Source organism: Ottowia caeni (genome assembly GCF_050821495.1).
Taxonomy (GTDB): Bacteria; Pseudomonadota; Gammaproteobacteria; order Burkholderiales; family Burkholderiaceae_C; genus Ottowia; species Ottowia caeni.
In genome coordinates, this window is the sequence record NZ_CP151080.1 from 272,383 (window position 1) to 292,511 (window position 20,129).

The 20,129-nt window shown below is 60.4% G+C and carries 16 protein-coding genes and 1 pseudogene; 5 read left to right on the forward strand and 12 right to left on the reverse strand.

The annotated features are described in order from the left end of the window. Positions 1 to 123 precede the first annotated feature (123 nt). The 6 genes from AAAK34_RS01335 to sucC form a co-directional block, all read right to left on the reverse strand. The gene (locus tag AAAK34_RS01335) at positions 124 to 390 is read right to left on the reverse strand and encodes a hypothetical protein (protein WP_231696978.1); all 267 of its coding nucleotides are present in this window, start codon (positions 388 to 390) and stop codon (positions 124 to 126) included. Between the two features lie 62 nt (positions 391 to 452). Continuing rightward, complete coding sequence (locus tag AAAK34_RS01340; protein WP_431777658.1) at positions 453 to 2,477, reverse strand: CHASE2 domain-containing protein; 2,025 nt, start codon at positions 2,475 to 2,477, stop codon at positions 453 to 455. Further along, positions 2,474 to 3,052 carry an FHA domain-containing protein gene (locus AAAK34_RS01345; protein WP_231696976.1) on the reverse strand — a complete coding sequence of 193 codons (579 nt, stop codon included), beginning with the start codon at positions 3,050 to 3,052 and terminating at the stop codon, positions 2,474 to 2,476. Before AAAK34_RS01345 ends, AAAK34_RS01340 begins: the two co-directional genes overlap by 4 nt. 66 nt (positions 3,053 to 3,118) lie before the next feature. Next, entirely contained in the window at positions 3,119 to 3,901 is a 783-nt protein-coding gene (locus tag AAAK34_RS01350) for a Stp1/IreP family PP2C-type Ser/Thr phosphatase (protein ID WP_231696975.1), read from the reverse strand. Positions 3,902 to 4,126: 225 nt separating this feature from the next. Then, positions 4,127 to 5,020 (reverse strand): succinate--CoA ligase subunit alpha, encoded by an 894-nt coding sequence (sucD, locus tag AAAK34_RS01355; RefSeq protein ID WP_231696974.1) that lies wholly within the window; start codon positions 5,018 to 5,020, stop codon positions 4,127 to 4,129. A 41-nt stretch (positions 5,021 to 5,061) separates the two neighbouring features. Continuing rightward, positions 5,062 to 6,222, reverse strand: a complete 1,161-nt coding sequence (gene sucC / locus AAAK34_RS01360) for an ADP-forming succinate--CoA ligase subunit beta (RefSeq protein ID WP_231696973.1) — start codon at positions 6,220 to 6,222, stop codon at positions 5,062 to 5,064. 180 nt (positions 6,223 to 6,402) lie between these two features. Between sucC and argC the strand changes: the two genes are divergently transcribed. Beyond that, positions 6,403 to 7,314, forward strand: coding sequence for an N-acetyl-gamma-glutamyl-phosphate reductase (gene argC, locus AAAK34_RS01365; protein WP_231696972.1), 912 nt, complete (start codon positions 6,403 to 6,405; stop codon positions 7,312 to 7,314). A 707-nt stretch (positions 7,315 to 8,021) separates the two neighbouring features. On the opposite strand, the pseudogene recX reads toward argC, so the two are convergent. Both recX and recA read right to left on the reverse strand, forming a co-directional pair. Then, a pseudogene (gene recX / locus AAAK34_RS01370) lies at positions 8,022 to 8,491 on the reverse strand (recombination regulator RecX). 438 nt (positions 8,492 to 8,929) lie between these two features. Then, the gene (gene recA, locus AAAK34_RS01375; protein ID WP_431777659.1) at positions 8,930 to 10,030 is read right to left on the reverse strand and encodes a recombinase RecA; all 1,101 of its coding nucleotides are present in this window, start codon (positions 10,028 to 10,030) and stop codon (positions 8,930 to 8,932) included. A 132-nt stretch (positions 10,031 to 10,162) separates the two neighbouring features. Here recA and AAAK34_RS01380 point away from each other — a divergent pair, with 132 nt between their 5' ends. The 3 genes from AAAK34_RS01380 (at position 10,163) to AAAK34_RS01390 (ending at position 13,098) form a co-directional block, all read left to right on the forward strand. After that, entirely contained in the window at positions 10,163 to 10,630 is a 468-nt protein-coding gene (locus tag AAAK34_RS01380) for a MarR family transcriptional regulator (RefSeq protein ID WP_231696970.1), read from the forward strand. A gap of 275 nt (positions 10,631 to 10,905) precedes the next feature. Continuing rightward, the gene (locus AAAK34_RS01385) at positions 10,906 to 11,580 is read left to right on the forward strand and encodes a response regulator transcription factor (RefSeq protein WP_231696969.1); all 675 of its coding nucleotides are present in this window, start codon (positions 10,906 to 10,908) and stop codon (positions 11,578 to 11,580) included. A 60-nt stretch (positions 11,581 to 11,640) separates the two neighbouring features. Continuing rightward, positions 11,641 to 13,098, forward strand: a complete 1,458-nt coding sequence (locus AAAK34_RS01390) for a sensor histidine kinase N-terminal domain-containing protein (RefSeq protein ID WP_231696968.1) — start codon at positions 11,641 to 11,643, stop codon at positions 13,096 to 13,098. Between the two features lie 151 nt (positions 13,099 to 13,249). On the opposite strand, the gene AAAK34_RS01395 is transcribed toward AAAK34_RS01390, so the two are convergent. The 4 genes from AAAK34_RS01395 to AAAK34_RS01410 form a co-directional block, all read right to left on the reverse strand. After that, a complete protein-coding gene (locus tag AAAK34_RS01395; protein ID WP_231696967.1) occupies positions 13,250 to 13,924 on the reverse strand; it encodes a hypothetical protein in 675 nt (224 codons plus the stop codon). 846 nt (positions 13,925 to 14,770) lie between these two features. After that, positions 14,771 to 15,427, reverse strand: coding sequence for a glutathione S-transferase family protein (locus tag AAAK34_RS01400; protein WP_231696966.1), 657 nt, complete (start codon positions 15,425 to 15,427; stop codon positions 14,771 to 14,773). A 139-nt stretch (positions 15,428 to 15,566) separates the two neighbouring features. Continuing rightward, a complete protein-coding gene (locus tag AAAK34_RS01405; RefSeq protein ID WP_231696965.1) occupies positions 15,567 to 16,340 on the reverse strand; it encodes a biotin--[acetyl-CoA-carboxylase] ligase in 774 nt (257 codons plus the stop codon). A 58-nt stretch (positions 16,341 to 16,398) separates the two neighbouring features. Beyond that, a complete protein-coding gene (locus AAAK34_RS01410; protein ID WP_431777660.1) occupies positions 16,399 to 16,959 on the reverse strand; it encodes an SET domain-containing protein in 561 nt (186 codons plus the stop codon). A 169-nt stretch (positions 16,960 to 17,128) separates the two neighbouring features. Between AAAK34_RS01410 and AAAK34_RS01415 the strand changes: the two genes are divergently transcribed. Further along, a complete protein-coding gene (locus tag AAAK34_RS01415) occupies positions 17,129 to 20,128 on the forward strand; it encodes a DNA topoisomerase III (RefSeq protein ID WP_231696964.1) in 3,000 nt (999 codons plus the stop codon). Position 20,129 lies beyond the last annotated feature (1 nt).

Sequence of the window (20,129 nt, forward strand, 5' to 3'; positions counted from 1 at the left end):
GCAAGCTTTAGTGACCAAATTTGGCGATGCGCACCGTTCAAAGGACAATTTTTGTCACATGTTGCACGAATTAGGGGTGCGCGATCGCCTTGTCAATGTGCCCAAAATGGATGGATCTACGGCCTACCTTAGATGCGGGTTGTTCATGATCCAGATCTCTTCGCTCGGTGGATCCAGTTCTGGGAACGCGCGTTTATGCAAGTCTGACAAGGTTTGCAGGTTCATCAATGCGTCGAAAGGGAAGCCTCGGCGCTGGCCGTCGCGGGTGTCTTGAAGCAACCCGCGCATGTAGGGGGCAAAGTCTGGGCCACCCCAGTAGAGTTTAAGTTTTTCGCCTATGTGCGGAAACGCTTGGTTGATGGCGATAAAGTCAGAATTGTCTGAAAGCATGATTTTCTCTGGCAAAAGTTGCCCTACCTCGTAGGATACCAGTACGATTCAAAAGTTGCCTATTAAGTGACCCTGCCCCTGACGGTATGAATGGTGACTGGCTGGAGGCGGCCTTTTACTTGCACCGTTCCCAGCTCCTCCCACACAAAGCCAGGTGCCTGCTCGCGGGTGGTGGAGCTGGCCACAATGTCTACTCCGTATATGCTTGAAAGGCCCTCCAGCCTGGAGGCCAGGTTTACAGCGTCTCCCACCACGGTGTAGGTTCGGCGCACGTCTGAGCCCATGTCGCCAACAGACATGAGGCCGGTGCTCAGGCCAATGCCAACAGTCAAAGCGGGTTGGCCGGCAGCAGCGCGCTCGTGGTTAAGGGCGCGCACAGCCGCCCCCATGTCTAGCGCAGCTTCCACGGCCAGGCGGGCATGATCGGGCATGCTGACGGGCGCGCCCCAGAAGGCCATGACGGCGTCTCCCATGTATTTGTCAATGGTGCCACGATGGGCGCGAATGACATGGGTCAGGCGGCTGTGCACGGTGTTGAGCAACACCTGCACCTGGCGCGGCTCCATGGTTTCTGAAAGGCTGGTAAAGCCGCGCATGTCGCAAAACATGACCGTGAGCTCTTCAGTGCGGGCCTGCATGCTGTACTGCTGCGGGTTGGCCAGCATGCGGCGCACGATTTCAGGGGGTACGTAGGTTCCGAAAAGCTGCGCCAGGTTGCGCTTGGCCCGGCCTTCCACAAAGTAGCCCCACGCCATGTTGAGCCCCAGCGCCAAGATTGCCATGACCAGCGCGGCTGCCAGCGGTAGTGCCAGCCCGGCGTAAAGGTATAAACCGGTATTAAGCAGCCACAGAGCACCAATGACCAGGCCACCCAGCAACAAGGCGCCCGCCATGGGCAACAGTGGTAAGCCGATGACCAGAATCGCTCCGGCGATAAGAATGACCAGAACGTCGTAGCCGCGCGAGTAGTCTGGCCGCCAGGCAATTTTTCCGTCGAGCATGCCGGAGACAAGATTGGCGTGCACTTCGATGCCAGGGTAGTTTCCGCCCGCCGGGGTGGTGCGCAGGTCCATGAGGCCAGGGGCGGTAAATCCTACCAGGGCAATGCGGCCTTTCAGGCTGCCGGCAGGTAGGCGGCCTTCAATCAGATCGGCGGCAGACACATAGCGAAAAGACCCGCCTTGGGGGCCACCGGCACCGCGATACGGGACCAGGGCCGTGCCGCGCGCATCCACCGGCACGCGCCATTCTTTCTGGCCTTGGCTGAGGACCACGGCTGAAATGGGGCCTGGGCCGCTACCGACTGGTGCCCGCTGCACGCGGACCGGTGGTTGGCCCAAGGCATGACGCAGTGTGGCAAGCGCAAGCGATTCATAAAGCGCGCCTTCGTATTCTGTTAGCACCGGCACCGAGCGGATCAGGCCATCTGGATCGGTCACGGCGTTGAAGAAGCCGCCGTGGGGTGCCGCTTTGGCCAGTGGCTCAATGTTGGCGGCGTAGCCGTTCCAGCTGAGCAAACCGGGTATGGCGGATTCGTCGGCCAGTTCCGTGGCGGGAGGGGGTAATGTGCCGTGGCGCCGGCCGCCTCGATCGCTGGTGAAATAGTAGCCAAGCACCACGGGCCGGTTTTGCAGTGCGTTGGCGAGTACGGCGTCAGAATCTAGCGAGGGGGCGGCTTGAGTCAGCCATTGCGTGAAATCGGGGTGGTGGCGCAGGGCGCCCTTGGCCAGTTCCTGCAATTCATGCAGGCCGGAGCTGCGGTCAGGTTCGGCAAAGATGGCGTCAAGGGCGAGTACGCGTACTTGTTGCCGTTCAAAGAGTTCGTTCACCATGGCCGCCACGCGCTGGCGGCCCCAGGGCCATTGGCCAAGTTTGGCCAGGCTTGCTTCGTCGATCTCGATGATGACCACACGCTCGTCTGGCGTGCGGGGCATGGTCAGCTGAAGGCGAACATCATAGAGCCGGGCATCAAGGCGCGAGAGGCTTCCGACCGAGATCAGGCCACTGGCGTGCAGCAGCGCCAGCAACACCAAGACTGCGGTAGCGAAAATCCGAGCGGCATGGCGCTTCAGGCCAGGAATCCTCAATGTTCAATGAACTCCAGACGAACGCCTCCGATGGCGATCTGATCGCGATTTTTGAGGTAGATCGGGCCAACGGCGAGCGAAACGCCATTGACCGTTGAGACTTCGGGGCCTTCAACGTGGGCCAACTCGAACCCTGTGGGCCGGTGGGTAATGCAGGCTACCGAAACGCCCGCTTTGCCGATGGTGGTTACCGCCTTCGTCAACGGCAGTTCACGGCCAGTTGCAGAGCCGCTAAGCACCCGCACACGCGGCGCGGTGTGAACCGGCGGCTCCGCTGCCGAGGCCGCGTCGTCGAGGTACCTCAAGCGGCATTTGCCAATCTCGATGATGTCGCCGGTTTTCAAGGCCTGGCGCTTGATGAATTGACCGTTGAGATAAGTGCCGTTGGTGCTGCCGCGGTCTTCGAGCAGGGCCCTGCCACCCTCCTCCAGGAGGATCATGGCGTGCTCGCCGCTGACGGCGAGGTGGTCAAGGACGAGGTCGTTATAAGGTCTGCGCCCCAATGTCAATCGACTCTTGGTAAGCGGAACCTCCTTAACGACCACGCCGTCGATAGACACGATCAACTTAGGCATGGTCTGCTCCAGGAGCGAATTTTGGGTGCGGCTAGGTTAGTGCTTTAATGCACCTGTAACTCGATGTTACCTGCGTAATTTTGCAACAATTCCGGACTTTTTGGGCACTTCGGCCATTTGCAGTATAGCTACGGAGGTGTTGTCCTGTCCGCCCATTTCGTTGGCGAGCTTGATGAGGCGGGTGGCCCGCTTGTCGGCCGGTGTGACTTCGGCAAACACTTCGGAGATCTGCTTGTGGTTTGCCATGTCGGTCAGGCCGTCTGAGCAGAGCATGTAGGCGTCGCCGGGGAGGACTGTGAAGGTCTGCACTTCAAGAAGCACGTTGTCTTCAACGCCCAGAGCTCGGGTCACGAGGTTCCGATTCGGCGAAACTGCGGCTTCTTCCGGGGTTAGAAGCCCAGCGTCGACCTGTTCTTGCAGAAGTGAATGGTCCCGCGTGATTTGCTCCAGCACACCGGCGCGCCAGCGGTAAGCGCGAGAATCGCCTGCATGCCCTATTAGCAAGGCATCGCGGAGTAGCGCGGCCATGACCAAGGTGGTGCCCATGCCGGCGTAAGCCGATTTTTGGTGAGCCGCGTCAAATATGGCACGATTGGCCTGGCCGACGCAGATTTCCATGACTCTGCGGAGATCGCGCACACTGTGGGGCGGGTTGTCGCCATTCAGGTGGTGGCCCATCTCCTTGGCGATCACGTCTACCGCCATGGCGCTGGCTACCTCGCCAGCGTTGTAGCCGCCCATGCCGTCGGCAAGGATAGCCAAGCCAAGGGCTGCATCCACTCGCACGGCGTCTTCGTTATTCTGCCTGTGCAGGCCTACATCGGACCGCGCGCTGTACGTGAATGGCATCTCAAATGCTTGGATATTTCTGCGACATGTATGTGAGATGCGAACACTACTGATGCATCGGAAGCTTTGTAAAGCTTCTGACACATATCGTAGCTTAATGTTCGTGCTACCGGTTCACCGTGCAAGCCATAAACCAATGCCCGTCGCAGATGATGCGCTGCTGCCCTCACCCCAACCCTCTCCCAGAGGGAGAGGAAAAAGATAGGAGCAGCTATGAACGCGCTCTTAGATCAGAGCCTTGAGCAGCTTGCCCATCTCGGAAGGGTTGCGCGTGACTTTGAAGCCACACTCTTCCATGACAGCCAGCTTGGCGTCGGCCGTGTCAGCGCCACCGCTGATCAGGGCGCCTGCGTGGCCCATGCGCTTGCCGGGGGGCGCGGTTACGCCTGCGATGAAGCCGACAACGGGCTTTTTCATGTTGTCCTTGCACCAGAGGGCCGCTTCGGCTTCGTCTGGACCACCGATCTCGCCGATCATGATCACGGCGTCGGTGTCAGGATCGTCGTTGAAGGCTTGCATCACGTCGATGTGCTTCAGGCCGTTGATCGGGTCGCCACCGATGCCAACAGCAGACGACTGGCCAATGCCAAGCTCGGTCAGCTGAGCCACTGCCTCATAGGTCAGGGTGCCCGAACGACTGACAACGCCGATGCGGCCCTTCTTGTGAATGTGACCAGGCATGATGCCGATCTTGATCTCGTCGGGCGTGATGATGCCAGGGCAATTGGGGCCGAGCAGCAGCGTTTTCTTGCCACCGTTGGCCTCTTTTTCCTTCATCTTGTTGCGCACCATGAGCATGTCCCGGATCGGGATGCCCTCGGTGATGCAGACCACGAAGTCGAGGTCAGCTTCAACGGCTTCCCAGATCGCGGCGGCGGCGCCTGCTGGCGGCACGTAGATCACGCTGCAGGTAGCGCCGGTTTGCACGGCTGCTTCCTTTACGCTGGCGTAGATCGGGATGTTGAAAATGCTCTCACCGGCCTTCTTGGGGTTCACACCGGCGACAAAGCAATTGCTGCCGTTGGCATATTCCTGGCACTTTTCAGTGTGGAACTGGCCGGTCTTGCCGGTGATGCCCTGGGTGATGACCTTGGTGTTCTTGTTGACGTAAATACTCATGGTGAATCCTTGGGTTCAGCGTTAGGTGCTCTGCGTCCGGCTTACTGGACAGCGGCCACCACTTTCTGGGCTGCCTCGGCCATGGTGTCGGCACTGATGATGGGCAGGCCGCTTTCGGCCAGCATCTTCTTGCCCAACTCTTCGTTGGTACCCTTCATGCGCACCACCAGAGGCACCTGCAGGTTCACGGCCTTGCAGGCGGTGATGACGCCGGTAGCGATGGTGTCGCACTTCATGATGCCGCCGAAAATGTTCACCAGAATGGCCTTGACCTTCGGGTTTTTCAGCATGATCTTGAACGCTTCTGTCACTTTCTCGGGCGTGGCGCCACCGCCAACGTCGAGGAAGTTGGCCGGCTCGGCGCCGAACAGCTTGATGGTGTCCATGGTGGCCATGGCCAGACCAGCGCCGTTAACCAGGCAGCCGATGTTGCCGTCGAGGCTGATGTAGGCCAGATCGAACTTGCTGGCTTCGATTTCCGCGGGGTCTTCCTCGTCGAGGTCGCGCAGGGCAACGACATCAGCGTGGCGGAACAGCGCGTTGCTGTCGAAGTTGAATTTGGCGTCAAGCGCTATGACGTTGCCTTTGCTGTCGCGGTTGAGCGGGTTGATCTCGACCAGCGAGGCATCGGTTTCCATGTAGCACTTGTAGAGCTTCTGGCAGATGTCGATGAACTGCGCTTGCGAGTCAGCCGGCATGTTTACGCCCTTGCCGAGCTCTTCGCCCTGAGCTTGTGTGAGACCTGTCAGCGGATCAACAAAGATCGTGATGATTTTTTCGGGGGTGGCGTGTGCCACTTCCTCGATGTCCATGCCGCCTTCGCTGGAGGCGATGAAGGCTACCTTCTGCGTGGCGCGGTCGGTCACGACGGAGAGGTAATACTCTTTCTGGATGTCAGCGCCGTCTTCGATATACAGACGCCGCACTTTCTGGCCTTCAGGGCCAGTCTGGTGCGTTTTCAGCTGCATGCCGAGGATCTCGCCGGCGAGCTTTTTGACGTCTTCAACCGACTTGGCCACCTTGACGCCGCCGCCCTTGCCACGGCCGCCCGCGTGGATTTGCGCCTTGACGACCCAGACCGGGCCGCCCAGCTTTTGAGCTGCTTCAACAGCTTCTTGAACGGTAAAGGCCGGAATGCCGCGGGGCACTGGCACGCCGAAGCTGCGGAGGATCTCCTTGCCTTGGTACTCGTGGATTTTCATGAAGTCCCTCTAAAAGAAATCGTCAGACCGCCGCCGCATTCAATAGACCAGCACCAGCCCCGATATGGTAAATGCCGCGTGGAATGTATCATGGTGCGACGCACCAATTATCGCAGGGGCTGGCGAGGCTTGGAATCGTCCGCCCAAATGAGACCCCAACGCTCTTGGGAGAAGACCCTTATGGCAAAGATTTTTATTGACGGCGAGGCAGGCACAACCGGCCTCCAGATCCGTGAGCGCCTGCAAGGCATGCAAGGCATTGAGCTGCTTTCGATTGCACCTGAACTGCGTAAGGACCCAGACGCAAAACGCGCGCTCATGAGCGAGGCCGACCTGGTGGTGCTGTGCCTGCACGATGATGCAGCGCGCGACTCAGTGAGCATGATAGACGGCCTTTCGGGCCGCAAGCCGAAGATCATTGATGCATCGACTGCACACCGCGTGGCGGAAGGATGGACTTTCGGCTTTCCCGAATTGTCGAAGGAGCAACGCTCAGCAGTGCAGAAGGCTGACCGGGTGTCGAATCCCGGTTGCTACGCCACGGGTGCAATTGCCATGTTGCGCCCGCTGGTAGACGCCGGCGTGCTGCCGCCAGATCATCCGGTGGCGCTGCCTTCGGTAAGCGGCTACACCGGCGGCGGCAGGCAAATGATTGAAGCCTACGAGGCGGGCTCGGCACCGCCCTACGAGCTTTACGCACTTGGCCTGAAGCACAAGCATATTCCTGAAATCATGAAGCATGGGCGTGTGACGCGCCGGCCCATTTTTATTCCTAGCGTGGGCAACTTTGACCAGGGCATGCTGGTGGAGCTTCCGCTTCACCTCGATTTGCTGCCAGGCCAGCCCACTGCGGAGAAGCTGCATGAGATTTATGTGCAGCACTATGCAGGCGCTGAATGGGTGACGGTGGCCGATGCACCTGAATCAGGCAAGCTGGATGCCGTGGCACTGAAAGACACCAATCAGCTGGAGATTCGCGTGTTCAGCAACCCTGAGGCGCAGCAAGCAGTGGTGGTGGCACGGCTGGACAACCTGGGCAAAGGGGCCAGCGGGGCGGCAGTGCAGAATTTGAGGTTGATGCTGGGGGTTTGAGCTTGTGCCGGGTTGGGGCCCGGCTGCCCCATTTAAGCTCTCACCCCTGGGATCGCCGAGCTCCCGCTCGGCCTGCCTGCTTACGGTGAACGTCGCTATGGCCGAGTTGAAACTTGACGCTGACTCACCATCACTCTGTCGTTCCCGTCGCCCCCCGGATCGCCGGCCGCCGCGAAGGCGGATCCAGACGGTGCATGAAATCTGCGCTGGGAAAATCGTGGGCGCAGCTATGACAGTTGGAATTGTTGTTTTGGATAGGCTGTATGCCGGGATGTGCGCCCGGCAGCGCAGTTACTTTTTTGCTCCGCCAAAAACAGTAACCAAAAAAAGGCGGACCCCACTTGCCATGTCCCTGCGCTTCGCTCCGGGCAACCTGTGGTACTCACACGAGGGGAGGCGCTACAGAACTCTCTTCGTTCACTGCGTTCTCTTCGTTCAAACAGCTGTAGCGAGCTAGTTCACGAAGCAAGGGCATCTTGCAGTGCCCTTGCCCTCCCTCGCGCTGCGTTCCTCGGCACGTCCAGAGGGGCGGGGGAACCTGACTCGGGCCATTGCTTCGCTCGGCATTGAGCCTGACGGCCAAGTTTTCCTGGGATCACCGAGCTCCAGCTTAACCTGAGTACTCCCGGCGAACGCCGCTATTGCCGAGTTGAAGCTCGGCGGCCCCAGTAGCGCATGGATCGAACTCTTTGGCTTGCAGCAGCCGCTTAAGACTCGTCGTCAAAGCCACCACGCATGACGCGTCTCACCACTTCGGCGCTGAAGCCGCGTGCAGCCAGGAAGCGCATTTGGCGCGCACGCTCGGCGGGGTCGGCTGGGCCATCGCCCTCACCTTTTGCGCCGAATTTTTTCGCCACACCTCGCGAGCCCGCTCCAACTCGCTGGCACGTAAGTGCTCAGCGGCGTCGGCCAGCGCTTCAGGCCCGATGCCCTTGCTCCGAAGCTCCTGTATCACGCGGGCGTTGCCCAGGTTGGCGGCGCGGCGGTGCAGAACAGATTCGACCACGCGGGCCTCGCTGATGAAGCCTTTTGCCGTGAGCTCATCTAACACCCGCGCCAGTTCACCAGGCTCGGATTCATGGCTGCTGAGCTTTCGCTCCAGCTCGGCGCGAGAATGCTCGCGCGCCGCCAAATAGCGCAGCGCGCGGCCTTTGAGGGAAGGTTGAACAGCTGGCATGAGTTCTCGAATTAGAAGCGACTGGCAGCCGAGCAGCCCTTCGCGGCTAAAAAGGGGGTCGCAAAAGTGGTGCTCTGAACGGCCCCTGAATGGTCCCTCCCCCTCCTGGGGGAAGGAGTAGTTTTCCGACAGCCGCTAAAGCCGCTCCTCCCGAGAAAAGACTGGCACTCTCATGAGAAACAAAACTTTGAAAGCCCAAAACGGCCTCCATCGCCCCTGCATTTGTAGGAGCGGCTTCAGCCGCGAAGGGTCACCGTCATCAATGGCGTCTTGTGCTCCGAAGGAAACCAATCGCGGCTGAAGCCGCTCCTACAAGCAAACCCTCTTTGTTTCTCCTCAGAACGCCGGGCGCCCCAAGGCCCCTTGGAAGCTCTAAGAACAGTGCCGGCCCTCGTTGAATCAGTAGGAAGCGAACGGTGAGGCAGCCCCGGCGACCAGTCAGACCTTCACTTCCTTGGCTTCCTTGGCTTCCTTCGTCTCTTTTACCGCTTTGCCTTCTTTGTCTTCCTTGACCTCTGATTGGTTCAACAAGGCAATGCCGAGTGATTCGCGCACCTTGTTCTCGATTTCACGTGCCAACTCGGGGTTCTCGCGCAGAAACTCGCGCGCGTTGTCTCGCCCCTGGCCGATTTTCTCGCCGTTATAAGCGTACCAGGCACCGCTTTTCTCAACGATGCGGGCAACAACACCCATGTCGATGATTTCGCCTTCGCGGGAGATGCCTTCGCCAAAGAGAATGTCAAACTCGGCCGTTTTGAAGGGCGGGCTGACCTTGTTTTTCACCACCTTCACTCGGGTTTCGTTACCGATGGCGTTGTCGCCCTTTTTTATGGTGCCAATGCGGCGGATGTCCAGGCGCACACTGGCGTAGAACTTCAGCGCGTTGCCACCCGTGGTGGTTTCAGGGCTGCCAAACATGACGCCGATCTTCATCCGGATCTGGTTGATGAAAATGACGGTGCAGTTGGTCTTCTTGATGGTGGCCGTGAGCTTGCGCAGCGCCTGGCTCATCAGGCGCGCTTGCAGGCCGGGCAGGCTGTCGCCCATGTCGCCCTCAATTTCAGCCTTGGGAACCAGGGCGGCCACTGAGTCGATCACCACCAGATCAATAGCACCCGAGCGGACGAGTGAATCCACCACCTCCAGCGCCTGCTCGCCCGTGTCGGGCTGGCTGATGAGCATGTCGTGCAGGTTCACGCCCAGCTTTTCGGCATAGCCTGTGTCGAGCGCGTGCTCGGCATCAATGAAGGCGCAGGTGCCGCCAAGCTTCTGCATTTCAGCAATGACCTGCAGCGTGAGCGTGGTCTTGCCGGAGCTTTCCGGGCCGTAGATCTCGATGACGCGGCCGCGCGGCAACCCGCCGACGCCCAAGGCGATGTCAAGCCCCAGCGAGCCGGTGGACACCACCTGAATGTCGGCCACCTGCTCACCTTCACCCAGGCGCATGATGGTGCCTTTGCCGAACTGCTTTTCAATTTGAGCCAGCGCGGCTTGCAGGGCTTTGGCCTTTTCACCCTTGTCAGCAATTGCCATGTTCATGAAATTTTCCTTTTAGATCAATTATTTGGCGCATCCACACCATCTATTCACTGGATACCTGAACAGGACTGTATATCAATCCATTAATCCAGGCAATTGGATAATTAAGTCAGTTTACATTACCATTTGCGAATGCACGATGACGACCGCTGGCGCCAGACCCATCTGGGCCGCTTACTGGGACATTCCATGCGCCGCTTCGACGAGCGCGTATTGCAACTGATGGCGGACGACGAGACGGTACCGCTAGGGTTGGCGCATCTGGCCGCGCGCGACAAGGTGGGGGCCGCGCACGTGCACATTACCCGGCACCTTGCGCTCGAAGGCTCGCGCCTGACCGATCTGGCCCAGGCGGCCGGTATGACGAAACAGGCCATGGGCGATTTGGTGAATCAGTGCGAAGCTTGGGGCTTGGTCACGCGGGAGGCCGATACACGCGACGCGCGGGCACGGCTAATTCTTTTCACGCCCATGGGGCTGGCTTGGCTGGCCGCATTCAAGATCGCGGTGGCTCGCGCCGAGGAAGAGTTTCGCGCCGCAGTGGGCGACGAAGTGGCCACCGTGGTGGCGCTCGGGCTCGAAGCCTATGCGTCGGCGTGAGATTTTTGGTGTAGGAACGTGCTCAGAGGGTGTCGCAAAAGTGTTTTTCCCCAAGGTTCCTGCTCTCCTCGTCATTCCCGGATCGCCGGCCGCCGCGAAGGCGAATCCAGGGGGCGCTAGAGAGGTAGAACTGGATTCCCGCCTCCGCGGGAATGACGAGAGTGGGTGGGAAAGGATGTGTAAGGACTTTTGCGACACCCTCCTCAAAGGGGTTATAAGGAAGAGGGCCACTAAAATTTCCCCCACGAAAACTGGCCATCAGAGGAGACAAAGCCATGCGTATTCTCATCGCCGAAGATGATCAGGTGCTGGCCGATGGCCTTTTGCGCAGTTTGCGACAGGCCGGCGCAGCGGTTGATCACGTGGTCAGCGGCACCGAGGCCGATGCCGCGCTATTGACCAACAGCGAGTTTGATCTGCTCATTCTGGATCTGGGTTTGCCCAAAATGCACGGGCTTGAGGTACTCAAGAAACTGCGCGCGCGTGGCCAAACCCTGCCGGTGCTCATCCTCACGGCCGCAGACAGCGTCGAAGAGCGTGTAAAAGGCCTGGATTACGGGGCCGACGACTACATGGCCAAACCATTTGCACTGAGCGAGTTGGAGGCACGGGTGCGCGCTCTCACGCGCCGTGGCATGGGGGCAGCTATTTCGACCATCAAACACGGCCCGCTGGAGTATGACCAGGCCGGCCGCGTGGCCAGCATTGAAGGCAAGCTGCTGGATCTGTCAGCGCGCGAGTTAGGCTTATTGGAGGTATTGCTGCAACGATCCGGAAGGCTGGTGAGCAAGGAGCAGTTGGTCGATCGCCTCTGCGAGTGGGGTGAAGAGGTGAGCAACAATGCCATTGAGGTCTATATCCACCGCCTGCGCAAGAAGATCGAAAAGGGGCCGATCCGGATCGCCACGGTGCGCGGGTTGGGGTATTGCCTGGAAAAGATTCCAGGCTGAATGGCGGCTGAGAATTGCCCTTTTGTTGTGCGGTGAACACTCAACGCAGAGGGCGCCAGCATGAAAATCTTTCAGCGCGCCCAGCGTTCTCTTTTCGGCGAGATCCTGGACTGGATGCTCACACCGCTGCTGCTGTTATGGCCGGTTAGCCTGGCGCTGACTTGGCTGGTGGCGCAGAACCTGGCCAACAAACCTTTCGACCGAGCGCTGGTGTACAACGCGCAAGCGCTGGCTCAATTCCTCCATGTGGGCCCGGACCGGCGTGTGCGCTTCAATTTGCCTGGGCCGGCCAGCGAGTTGCTACGCGCCGACGATTCGGACAATGTCTACTATCAGGTACTGGGCGTGCGCGGCGAATTTCTTTCAGGAGAGCGAGACCTGCCTCCGCCACCGGAGCGCGACCCCGATGAGCCTGCCATTGAATCACCCGACGAAGCCCATCTGCGCGATACCGAGTTCCGCGGCCTGCCGGTGCGCGTGGCACATCTGTGGGTGCAAATTGAGGGTATGCGCCAACCCGCCTTGGTGCAGGTGGCCGAAACGCGGGAAAAGCGCAGCGTGCTAGCTACAGAGATCATCAAGGGCGTGATGTTGCCGCAATTTGTCATCTTGCCGCTGGCGGTGCTGCTGGTGTGGCTGGCACTGCTGCGCGGCATCAAGCCCCTGGCGGAACTTGAAGAGCGCATTCGCGCCCGCAAGCCGGACGACCTGAGCCCTCTGGACGACCATGCGGTGCCGCAAGAGGTGGGGCCGCTGGTGGCGTCGGTAAACGATCTGCTCACGCGGCTGAAAGACTCTGTTGCCACGCAAAAACGTTTCCTGGCGGACGCCGCACATCAACTCAAGACTCCGTTGGCGGGCTTGCGCATGCAGGCTGACTTGGCGCAGCGAGAGGAGTCGAGCGCAGAAGACCTGAAACAGTCTCTCCTGCAGATCGAACGCGCCAGCGTGCGAGCCACGCATACCGTGAATCAGTTGCTGGCTCTGGCACGCGCCGAAGGCAGCGGAGCCCCACTCGAGACCCAGCCGTGTGACCTGGCACGTCTGACGATCGAGACCGTTCAAGACGCGGTGCCGCGAGCCTTGGAGCGCCGGATCGACCTAGGCTATGACGGCCCCAATCCCGGCTCACCGGAGCTCATTTTGCCCGGCAACCCGACTCTGCTGAAGGAGATGATCCGCAACATGGTCGACAACGCGATCAATTACGCGCCTTCGCCTGATGAGGAGCCCGGCGTGATTACGGTGCGTGTATTCAACGACTCGGCCACCTACGCCCCCGTCATCCAGGTGGAAGACAACGGCCCGGGCATACCCGCCCACGACCGGGAACGCGTGTTTGAGCCCTTTTATCGTGCTCTGGGCACGAATGTGGATGGCACAGGTCTGGGGCTGCCGATCGTCCTGGAAATTGCGCGCCAGCACGGAGCGGAAGTTAGCGTGGACGATGCCCACCCCGGCGAGCGGCGACCAGGGGCGCGGTTTACGGTGCGGTTTGGCGTGGGATCAGCAAACTAGTTTGTGACCACAAGTGACGACGCTGTTCACCGGGTAAGAGTGGACGCTAACATTGCGCGTTCGCACCCTCACAGTGGAACGCCAGGTTTTGGACAAGCCAGAATCGAGCACCGAATCCAATTTTGATCACAGTAGTCATCGCCTCCTATCGTTACGGCCACTTGGCCGCGCATTGCATTGAATCCGTGCTTAGCCAGAGTCGCAGACCCGAGCACATTTTGTTCGTGGATGACGGCGCAGGAGACTGCAGCCTGATTCGAAGATTGTCCTCGCCCGCCTCGTCGCCGGCAATGGTCTCGTCGTAACCGCCCACGGCTTCCAATGCGTGCCGTGCCACCCCCGTGAGCGCGCTGAGTGAGGCAGGATCGATCTGCTGCGACGCCGTCTGGTTGAATAACTCCGACAGCGAAGGTGCGGCGCGCGATTGTGCACCGCTGGCGCGGCTGCAGCGCCCCAGAATGACGGCCCCTGGAATTTGCCGCAAGCCCTCCAGCACCTGGGTAATGACGTCGCTGGCAAAAACCACGGACTCACGGCACACCAATAGGAATTCTCCCCGGCTGCAACGCACCCCGGCATTGATGGCCTGGGCTCGCCAGTGCGCAGCTTCGACCGCGCCAACGATGTCCAGCGCCCACCGGATGTCTGGATGATGCTGCATGAGCATACGGACGGGGAGTTCAAGGCGGGCATCGCCGAGCACGATGACAAGCTCGACATCCGCCCGCGCCAGCATTCGAGAATTCAAACCGAGCGCGAGGGCAAAGTCGTCGAGAAACCCACGCAGAGGAACGATCAGACTGAGTTGGGTTTCTGCGGGTAGCATGGAGACCGTGTACTGTTGGGGCTGAGTTGGGTTTCTGCGGGTAGCATGGAGACCGTGTACTGTTGGGGCTGAGTTGGGTTTCTGCGGGTGGCATGGAGACCGTGTGCTAGTGAGGCTGCGCGGGGATGACGGAGAAAGAACGCGAATGACGAGCAACCCTGCAGCTGTAGGAGCGGACGCCTGCGCCACAAACATCGCCATTTACCGCGCGGAAACCCCTCGCGGCTAAAGAGGGTGTCGCAAAACGGCCTCGTTCTTCTTCCCTCTCCCTCCGGGAGAGGGCCAGGGTGAGGGCAGCGGCGCATGATCTGAGACTGTCTTTGGGCGCGCTCCCTCACCCCAACCCTCTCCCGAAAGGAGAGGGGGCAATCGCCACTGCTGCACCAACCACTTTAACGACAGCCTCTAAAGCCGCTCCTACAGGAAACACCCTTCTTAAACCCAGATTTCCCATTAGGGCCTGGGATGGCAGCGAGGGCAGTTGCGAGGCAGTTTGGTCCCGACTGAGGAGCCCATAGCCGTAGCTATGGGCGACGAAGAGGGGCCGAAATGACCGCAAATGCACCGCTGACGCCCAAGCAGCACCGAAGGTGCGCCTAATGGAAAATCTGGGTTCAAGCTTAAGTAAGTGCCACTCGCTCATGAGAAACAAAACTTTGAAAGCCCAAAACGGCCTACATCGCCTCTGTCTTTGTAGGAGCGGCTTCAGCCGCGAAGGGTCACCGTCACCCATGTCGTCCTTTTGCTCCTAAGGAAGCCATTCGCGGCTAAAGCCGCTCCTACAAGGAAGACCACTGTTTCTCCACGAGCGCCGGGCGCCCCAAGGCCCCTTGGAAGCTCTAAAACCTAAGCCTTGTACAAACTCAGCTGCAACTTCTCGCGCTCCATGGCCCGCGCGACGGCTGGAACCTGCGCCACGCGTTGGACGAAGGCCCACAGTTGGGGGTAGTCCTCGGGGTTGATGCCGGCAATGGTGCCCCAGCGCGTCAGGGTCAGCGCGTAGGTGTCCAGCGGGCCGCAATGCACGCCGCCTAGCCAGTCGCGACCTTCGCTATGAGCCTTTTGCACCATGCCCTGCAATTCGCTCAGCAATTGGCGGTACACACCCACGTTGTACGTCTTGATCGCTTCCTGCGCCGCAGCATCGTCGCTGAACTTGAAGGGCATGAAGACGTGGGTGAAAGTCGGATGAACTGTGTTGTTCATCCAGGCCAGAGTTTCCACGAAACGGGCACGCGCGAGGGGTTCCTTGGGAATGAAACCAGCCTCAGGAAACTTGGCATCGATGTAGCTGATGATCGCCATGATCTGTGTAATGACCTGATCACCATCGACAAGCACCGGAACCTGCCCGCGCGGGTTGACAGCCTTGTACTCTGGGCTATTTTGCTCGTTGCGGTGCAGTTTGACGGCCACGGGCTCAAACGTGGCCCCAGCGATCTCCAGCATGGAGTGCGGCACGAAAGAACAGGCGCCCGAGGCGTAATAGAGTTTCATGGTCATGAGATTAGTCTCCAAGCGGGGTTGCGTTTCGAGCGGCAATCATAAGGCGATACAACGCAAAAGGCTTGCGCAAAAGGATGGCGACTGCCGGCAAGTGAAGAAAATCGCTGGCGAAGGAGAAGCGCCTCCTGCCCTACATTCAAGGCGCGGGGCGCACGCTCACTTCAGAGCTGATGATTTCACGCAAGCCTGCGCCGGTTTGCACGCGCAGCGCTCCGCTGGGACCGACCCCCAGCGCCCTGCCTTCCGTGCCGTCGGAAAGCTTCACGTCCAATCCGGAAAACGCGTCGCGCGCATTGAAACGCTCGGCGAGCGGCGCAAAGCCGTCCCGCTCGAACGCCTTCACGGCTCGCACCAAAGGCGCAGCGAGACGCAGCAGCGCAGCAGGTGCGTTCAACGCGGGATCTATGGCCGTCAGCCAGGCCGGGGGCGTGGAAAAGGCGCTGCCTTCCAGCGGCAACACGTTGATGCCAATTCCAATAACAACGAATCGGCCTGCAGCCTGCGCGGTGCCCGCCGTCTCGATGAGAATGCCCGCCAATTTGCGCCCCTCCCACCAGAGATCATTCGGCCATTTGATGCGAATGTCTGGGTGCAGGCTGTCGGCCACGGCAAGCCCAACCGCCAGGGAAAGGCCGGACCAGTCTGCAGGTGCGAGTGGCAGGCCGAGCGAGAATGTGAGCGCCCTGCCCGGCTCCTGAATGGCGCTCTGCCAAGTTCGCCCCATGCGCCCCCTGCCAGCGGTTTGCGCTTCTGCCACCAGTAGCGTGGGTTCGGTGTGCCCCTGGCGGGCGCGCCTGAGAAGTTCACTATTGGTGGAATCAACCTCAGGCAGAACCTCCGCCTTGAAACCCGGCAGCCACGGCAGCGCCGCCTGAGTGATGGCCTCCAAGGGCCAGTGTGAGGTAGTCATGCGATACGCCGCGCTGGCTGGCAGCCAGCGTCACTTGCGAAGCCGCGCAGCGTGGAGTTCATTTCTTCTGACCTTTGCCCCTCTTTGCCTTCTTCTTGCCGTTTTTTCGGCCTTTTTTGTCGGCAGGCGCCAGCAGAGTGCCGCGGCATTGCGCACTGCCGCACCAGCAGGGGTATTCAAGCTTCAGTTCCAGGGTGAGCGGCTCGTCGATGACCAGCCCATAATCGTAGTTGAGTTCTTCCCCAGCCTTGATTTTGCGAAGGGATTTGATGAAGATTCGGCCGTTTTCCTCGTCGGCTTCACAATTGGGCTCGCAGCTGTGGTTGATCCAGCGAGAGGAGTTTCCGCCATAGAGCGCGTCTATGACGCGATCGTTGTCCACGTGGAAGTAGAACGTGTGGTTGGGCTGAGCCGGGTCATGGGGGTGCCGGCGTTGCGCCTCGTCCCAGGTGATCACTTCGCCCACGTATTCGATGATGCGCTCGCCAGCCGGAATATCCTGCACAGCGAACACGCCCTTGCCGTGAACCCCGGAGCGCCGGGTCTGAATACGGCGGCCGCTGTTGTCCGCGTTATCAGGACCAGAGGGAAGGATTTTTTTGTCGCCGGGTCGCTCCACGGCATCAGGCGCCCCCTCGGCAGGCAGCGGATCATGCGAAGCAGCGGGGCGTGAAGGCCCTTTTTTGAAGCCACGGCGAAACTTTGTTATGTTGAATTTATGCGTATGCGCGTGCACATGCACATGCGTGCGAGCGCGCCCGCGCGAAGAAAGCGAATTCTAGCTACACATGAAAACACTGGTCATTGCAGAAAAGCCCTCGGTCGCCCAGGACATTGTCCGGGCACTCACGCCCGTGGCAGGCAAGTTCGATAAACACGAAGACCATTTCGAGAATGATCGCTACGTGGTTACGAGCGCCGTAGGCCACCTGGTGGAGATCCAGGCCCCGGAGCAGTACGACGTCAAACGCGGCAAATGGAGCTTCGCCCACTTGCCAGTCATCCCGCCGCACTTCGACCTGAAGCCGGTGGACAAAACCAAGACTCGGCTGAATGCGGTCGTCAAGCAAGCTCGGCGCAAAGACGTGAGCGAATTGATCAACGCCTGTGACGCAGGGCGCGAGGGTGAGTTGATCTTCCGGCTCATCGAGCAATATGCCCTCGACGGCAAGCACGCCCGCAAGCCTGTGAAACGCTTGTGGCTGCAAAGCATGACGCCGCAGGCTATACGCGACGGCTTCGACAACCTCCGATCTGAGGCGCAGATGCAGGGCTTGGCCGACGCCGCGCGCAGCCGCAGCGAGGCAGACTGGCTGGTCGGCATTAACGGCACGCGGGCCATGACGGCGTTCAACTCGCGAGATGGCGGGTTCTTCCTGACCACGGTGGGCCGGGTGCAAACCCCCACGCTGGCCGTGGTGGTTGAGCGCGAGGAGCAGATCCGCAAGCACGTGGCGCGCGATTACTGGGAGATTCACGCCACTTTCCTGGCCGAAGCAGGCGAATACGCCGGCAAATGGTTCGACCCGGCATGGAAAAAGGGCGACGATGCAGAAGCGCGCGCCGACCGCGTGTGGCGCGAAAGCGAAGCATTGGCCATTGCCGAGGCCGCAAGAGGAAAATCTTGCAGCGTCAAGGAAGAGAGCAAGCCCACCACGCAAGCCTCTCCACTGCTGTTCGACCTGACCAGCCTGCAGCGCGAGGCGAACGGCAAGTTCGGCTTCTCGGCCAAGACCACCCTGGCCCTGGCTCAATCGCTGTATGAGCGGCACAAGGCTTTGACCTACCCGCGTACGGATTCGCGCTACCTGCCAGAAGATTACGTGCCGGTGGCGCGCAAGACCTTCGAGATGCTGGCCGGCAGCAGCCAGCGCCACTTGGCGCCGCATGCCAGGTTCGCCCTGGAACAAGGCTACGTGAGGCCCAACCGGCGCATTTTCGACAACGCCAAGGTGTCGGATCACTTTGCCATCATTCCCACGCTGGAGGCTCCTGGCGCGCTTTCAGAAGCAGAGCAGAAACTGTACGACCTGGTGGTGCGGCGTTTCATGGCGGTGTTCTACCCGAGCGCCGAATACATGGTGACCACACGTATCACGACTGTCATTTCCCCCGCGGCGGGTGCAGGCACGGATACGGGCACGGCTCAACATGCCAAACCCTACAACTTCCGCTCCGATGGCAAGGTGCTGGTCAAGCCAGGCTGGCTGGCGATTTATGGCAAGGAAGCCGCCAGCGAAACCAGCGACGGCAAGGACGACGGCAAGACACTGGTGGCTGTGCAGCCGGGTGAAGAAGTGCTGGCAGAGCACGTTGAGCCCAAGGCGCTGCGCACCCGTCCACCGGCACGCTACAGCGAAGCCACGCTGCTGGGTGCCATGGAGGGCGCGGGCAAGCTGATTGACGACGACGAACTGCGCGAAGCCATGCAGGAGAAGGGCCTGGGCACCCCAGCTACTCGTGCAGCCATCATTGAAGGACTGCTGACCGAAAAATACATCCTGCGCGAAGGGCGCGAGCTGATCCCCACCGCCAAGGCCTTCCAGTTGATGACCTTGTTGCGCGGTTTGCAGGTAGAAGAGCTGAGCAAGCCGGCTCTGACCGGCGAATGGGAATACAAGCTGGCGCAGATGGAACACGGCCGCCTCTCGCGCGCAGACTTCATGCGTGAAATCGCCGCCATGACCGAGCGCATCGTCAAGAAGGCTAAGGAGTATGACCGCGACACCGTGCCCGGCGACTACACCACGCTGCAGACGCGGTGCCCGCACTGCGGCGGCGTGGTCAAGGAAAACTACAGACGCTACGCGTGCGCCGGCCCCTCGGGCAGCGGCGAGGGAGCCTGCGGTTTCTCATTCACCAAAATGCCCGCTGGCCGCGCCTTTTCGGTGGAGGAGGCGGAAACGTTCCTGCGCGACCGCAAGATCGGCCCACTGGATGGCTTTCGCAGCAAGGCCGGTTGGCCCTTTGTGGCCGAACTGACGCTGGTGCGCGACGAGGAGTCGAACAACTACAAACTGGAGTTCGATTTTGGCGACGATGCCCGAGCAGAGCAGAGTGGCGAGATCGTCGACCTGACGGCGGTTCCCAGTTTGGGCGCATGCCCGAAGTGCGGCGCGGCGGTAAAGCTGTTTGGCAAGAATTACGTCTGTGAGCGCTCCGTGCCGACGCACGATCACCCAGCGCCCACTTGTGACTTCAAGAGCGGGCAGGTGATCTTGCAGCAGCCTGTCGAGCCCGAGCAAATGAAGAAACTTCTCGCCGAGGGCCGCACCGATCTCCTCGACAAGTTCGTGAGCATGCGCACGCGCCGCAGCTTTAAGGCACGGTTAGCCTGGAGCGGTGAAGAAGGCAAGGTCATTTTCGAGTTCGAGCCGCGGGAAGGCAAGGCCGGCAAATACCCGGCACGCGCGTCGGCTGCCGCCAAGAAGGTAGCTACCCGGGCAGGCGCAGCCAAAACCGCCAAGCCGGGCGCCACCGACAAAAAACCCGCTGCCAAAAAGGCCGCAGCCAAGAAAACGGCTGGGCCCAAGACAGAAAAATCCGCCAAAGCCCCGCGCACCGGCACCCTGAAACCGAGCGCCGCGCTTGCGGCAGTGATCGGCGAAGGCCCCTTCGGGCGCGGCGAGGTTGTGAAGCTGCTGTGGGATTACATCAAGACCCACAACCTGCAAGACCCCAAGGACAAGCGCACGATCCTCGCCGATGCCAAACTGCGCCCCGTTCTGGGCGCCGACAGTGTGGGCATGTTCAAGCTGGCGGGTATCGCCGGTGAGCACTTGAGCTGAA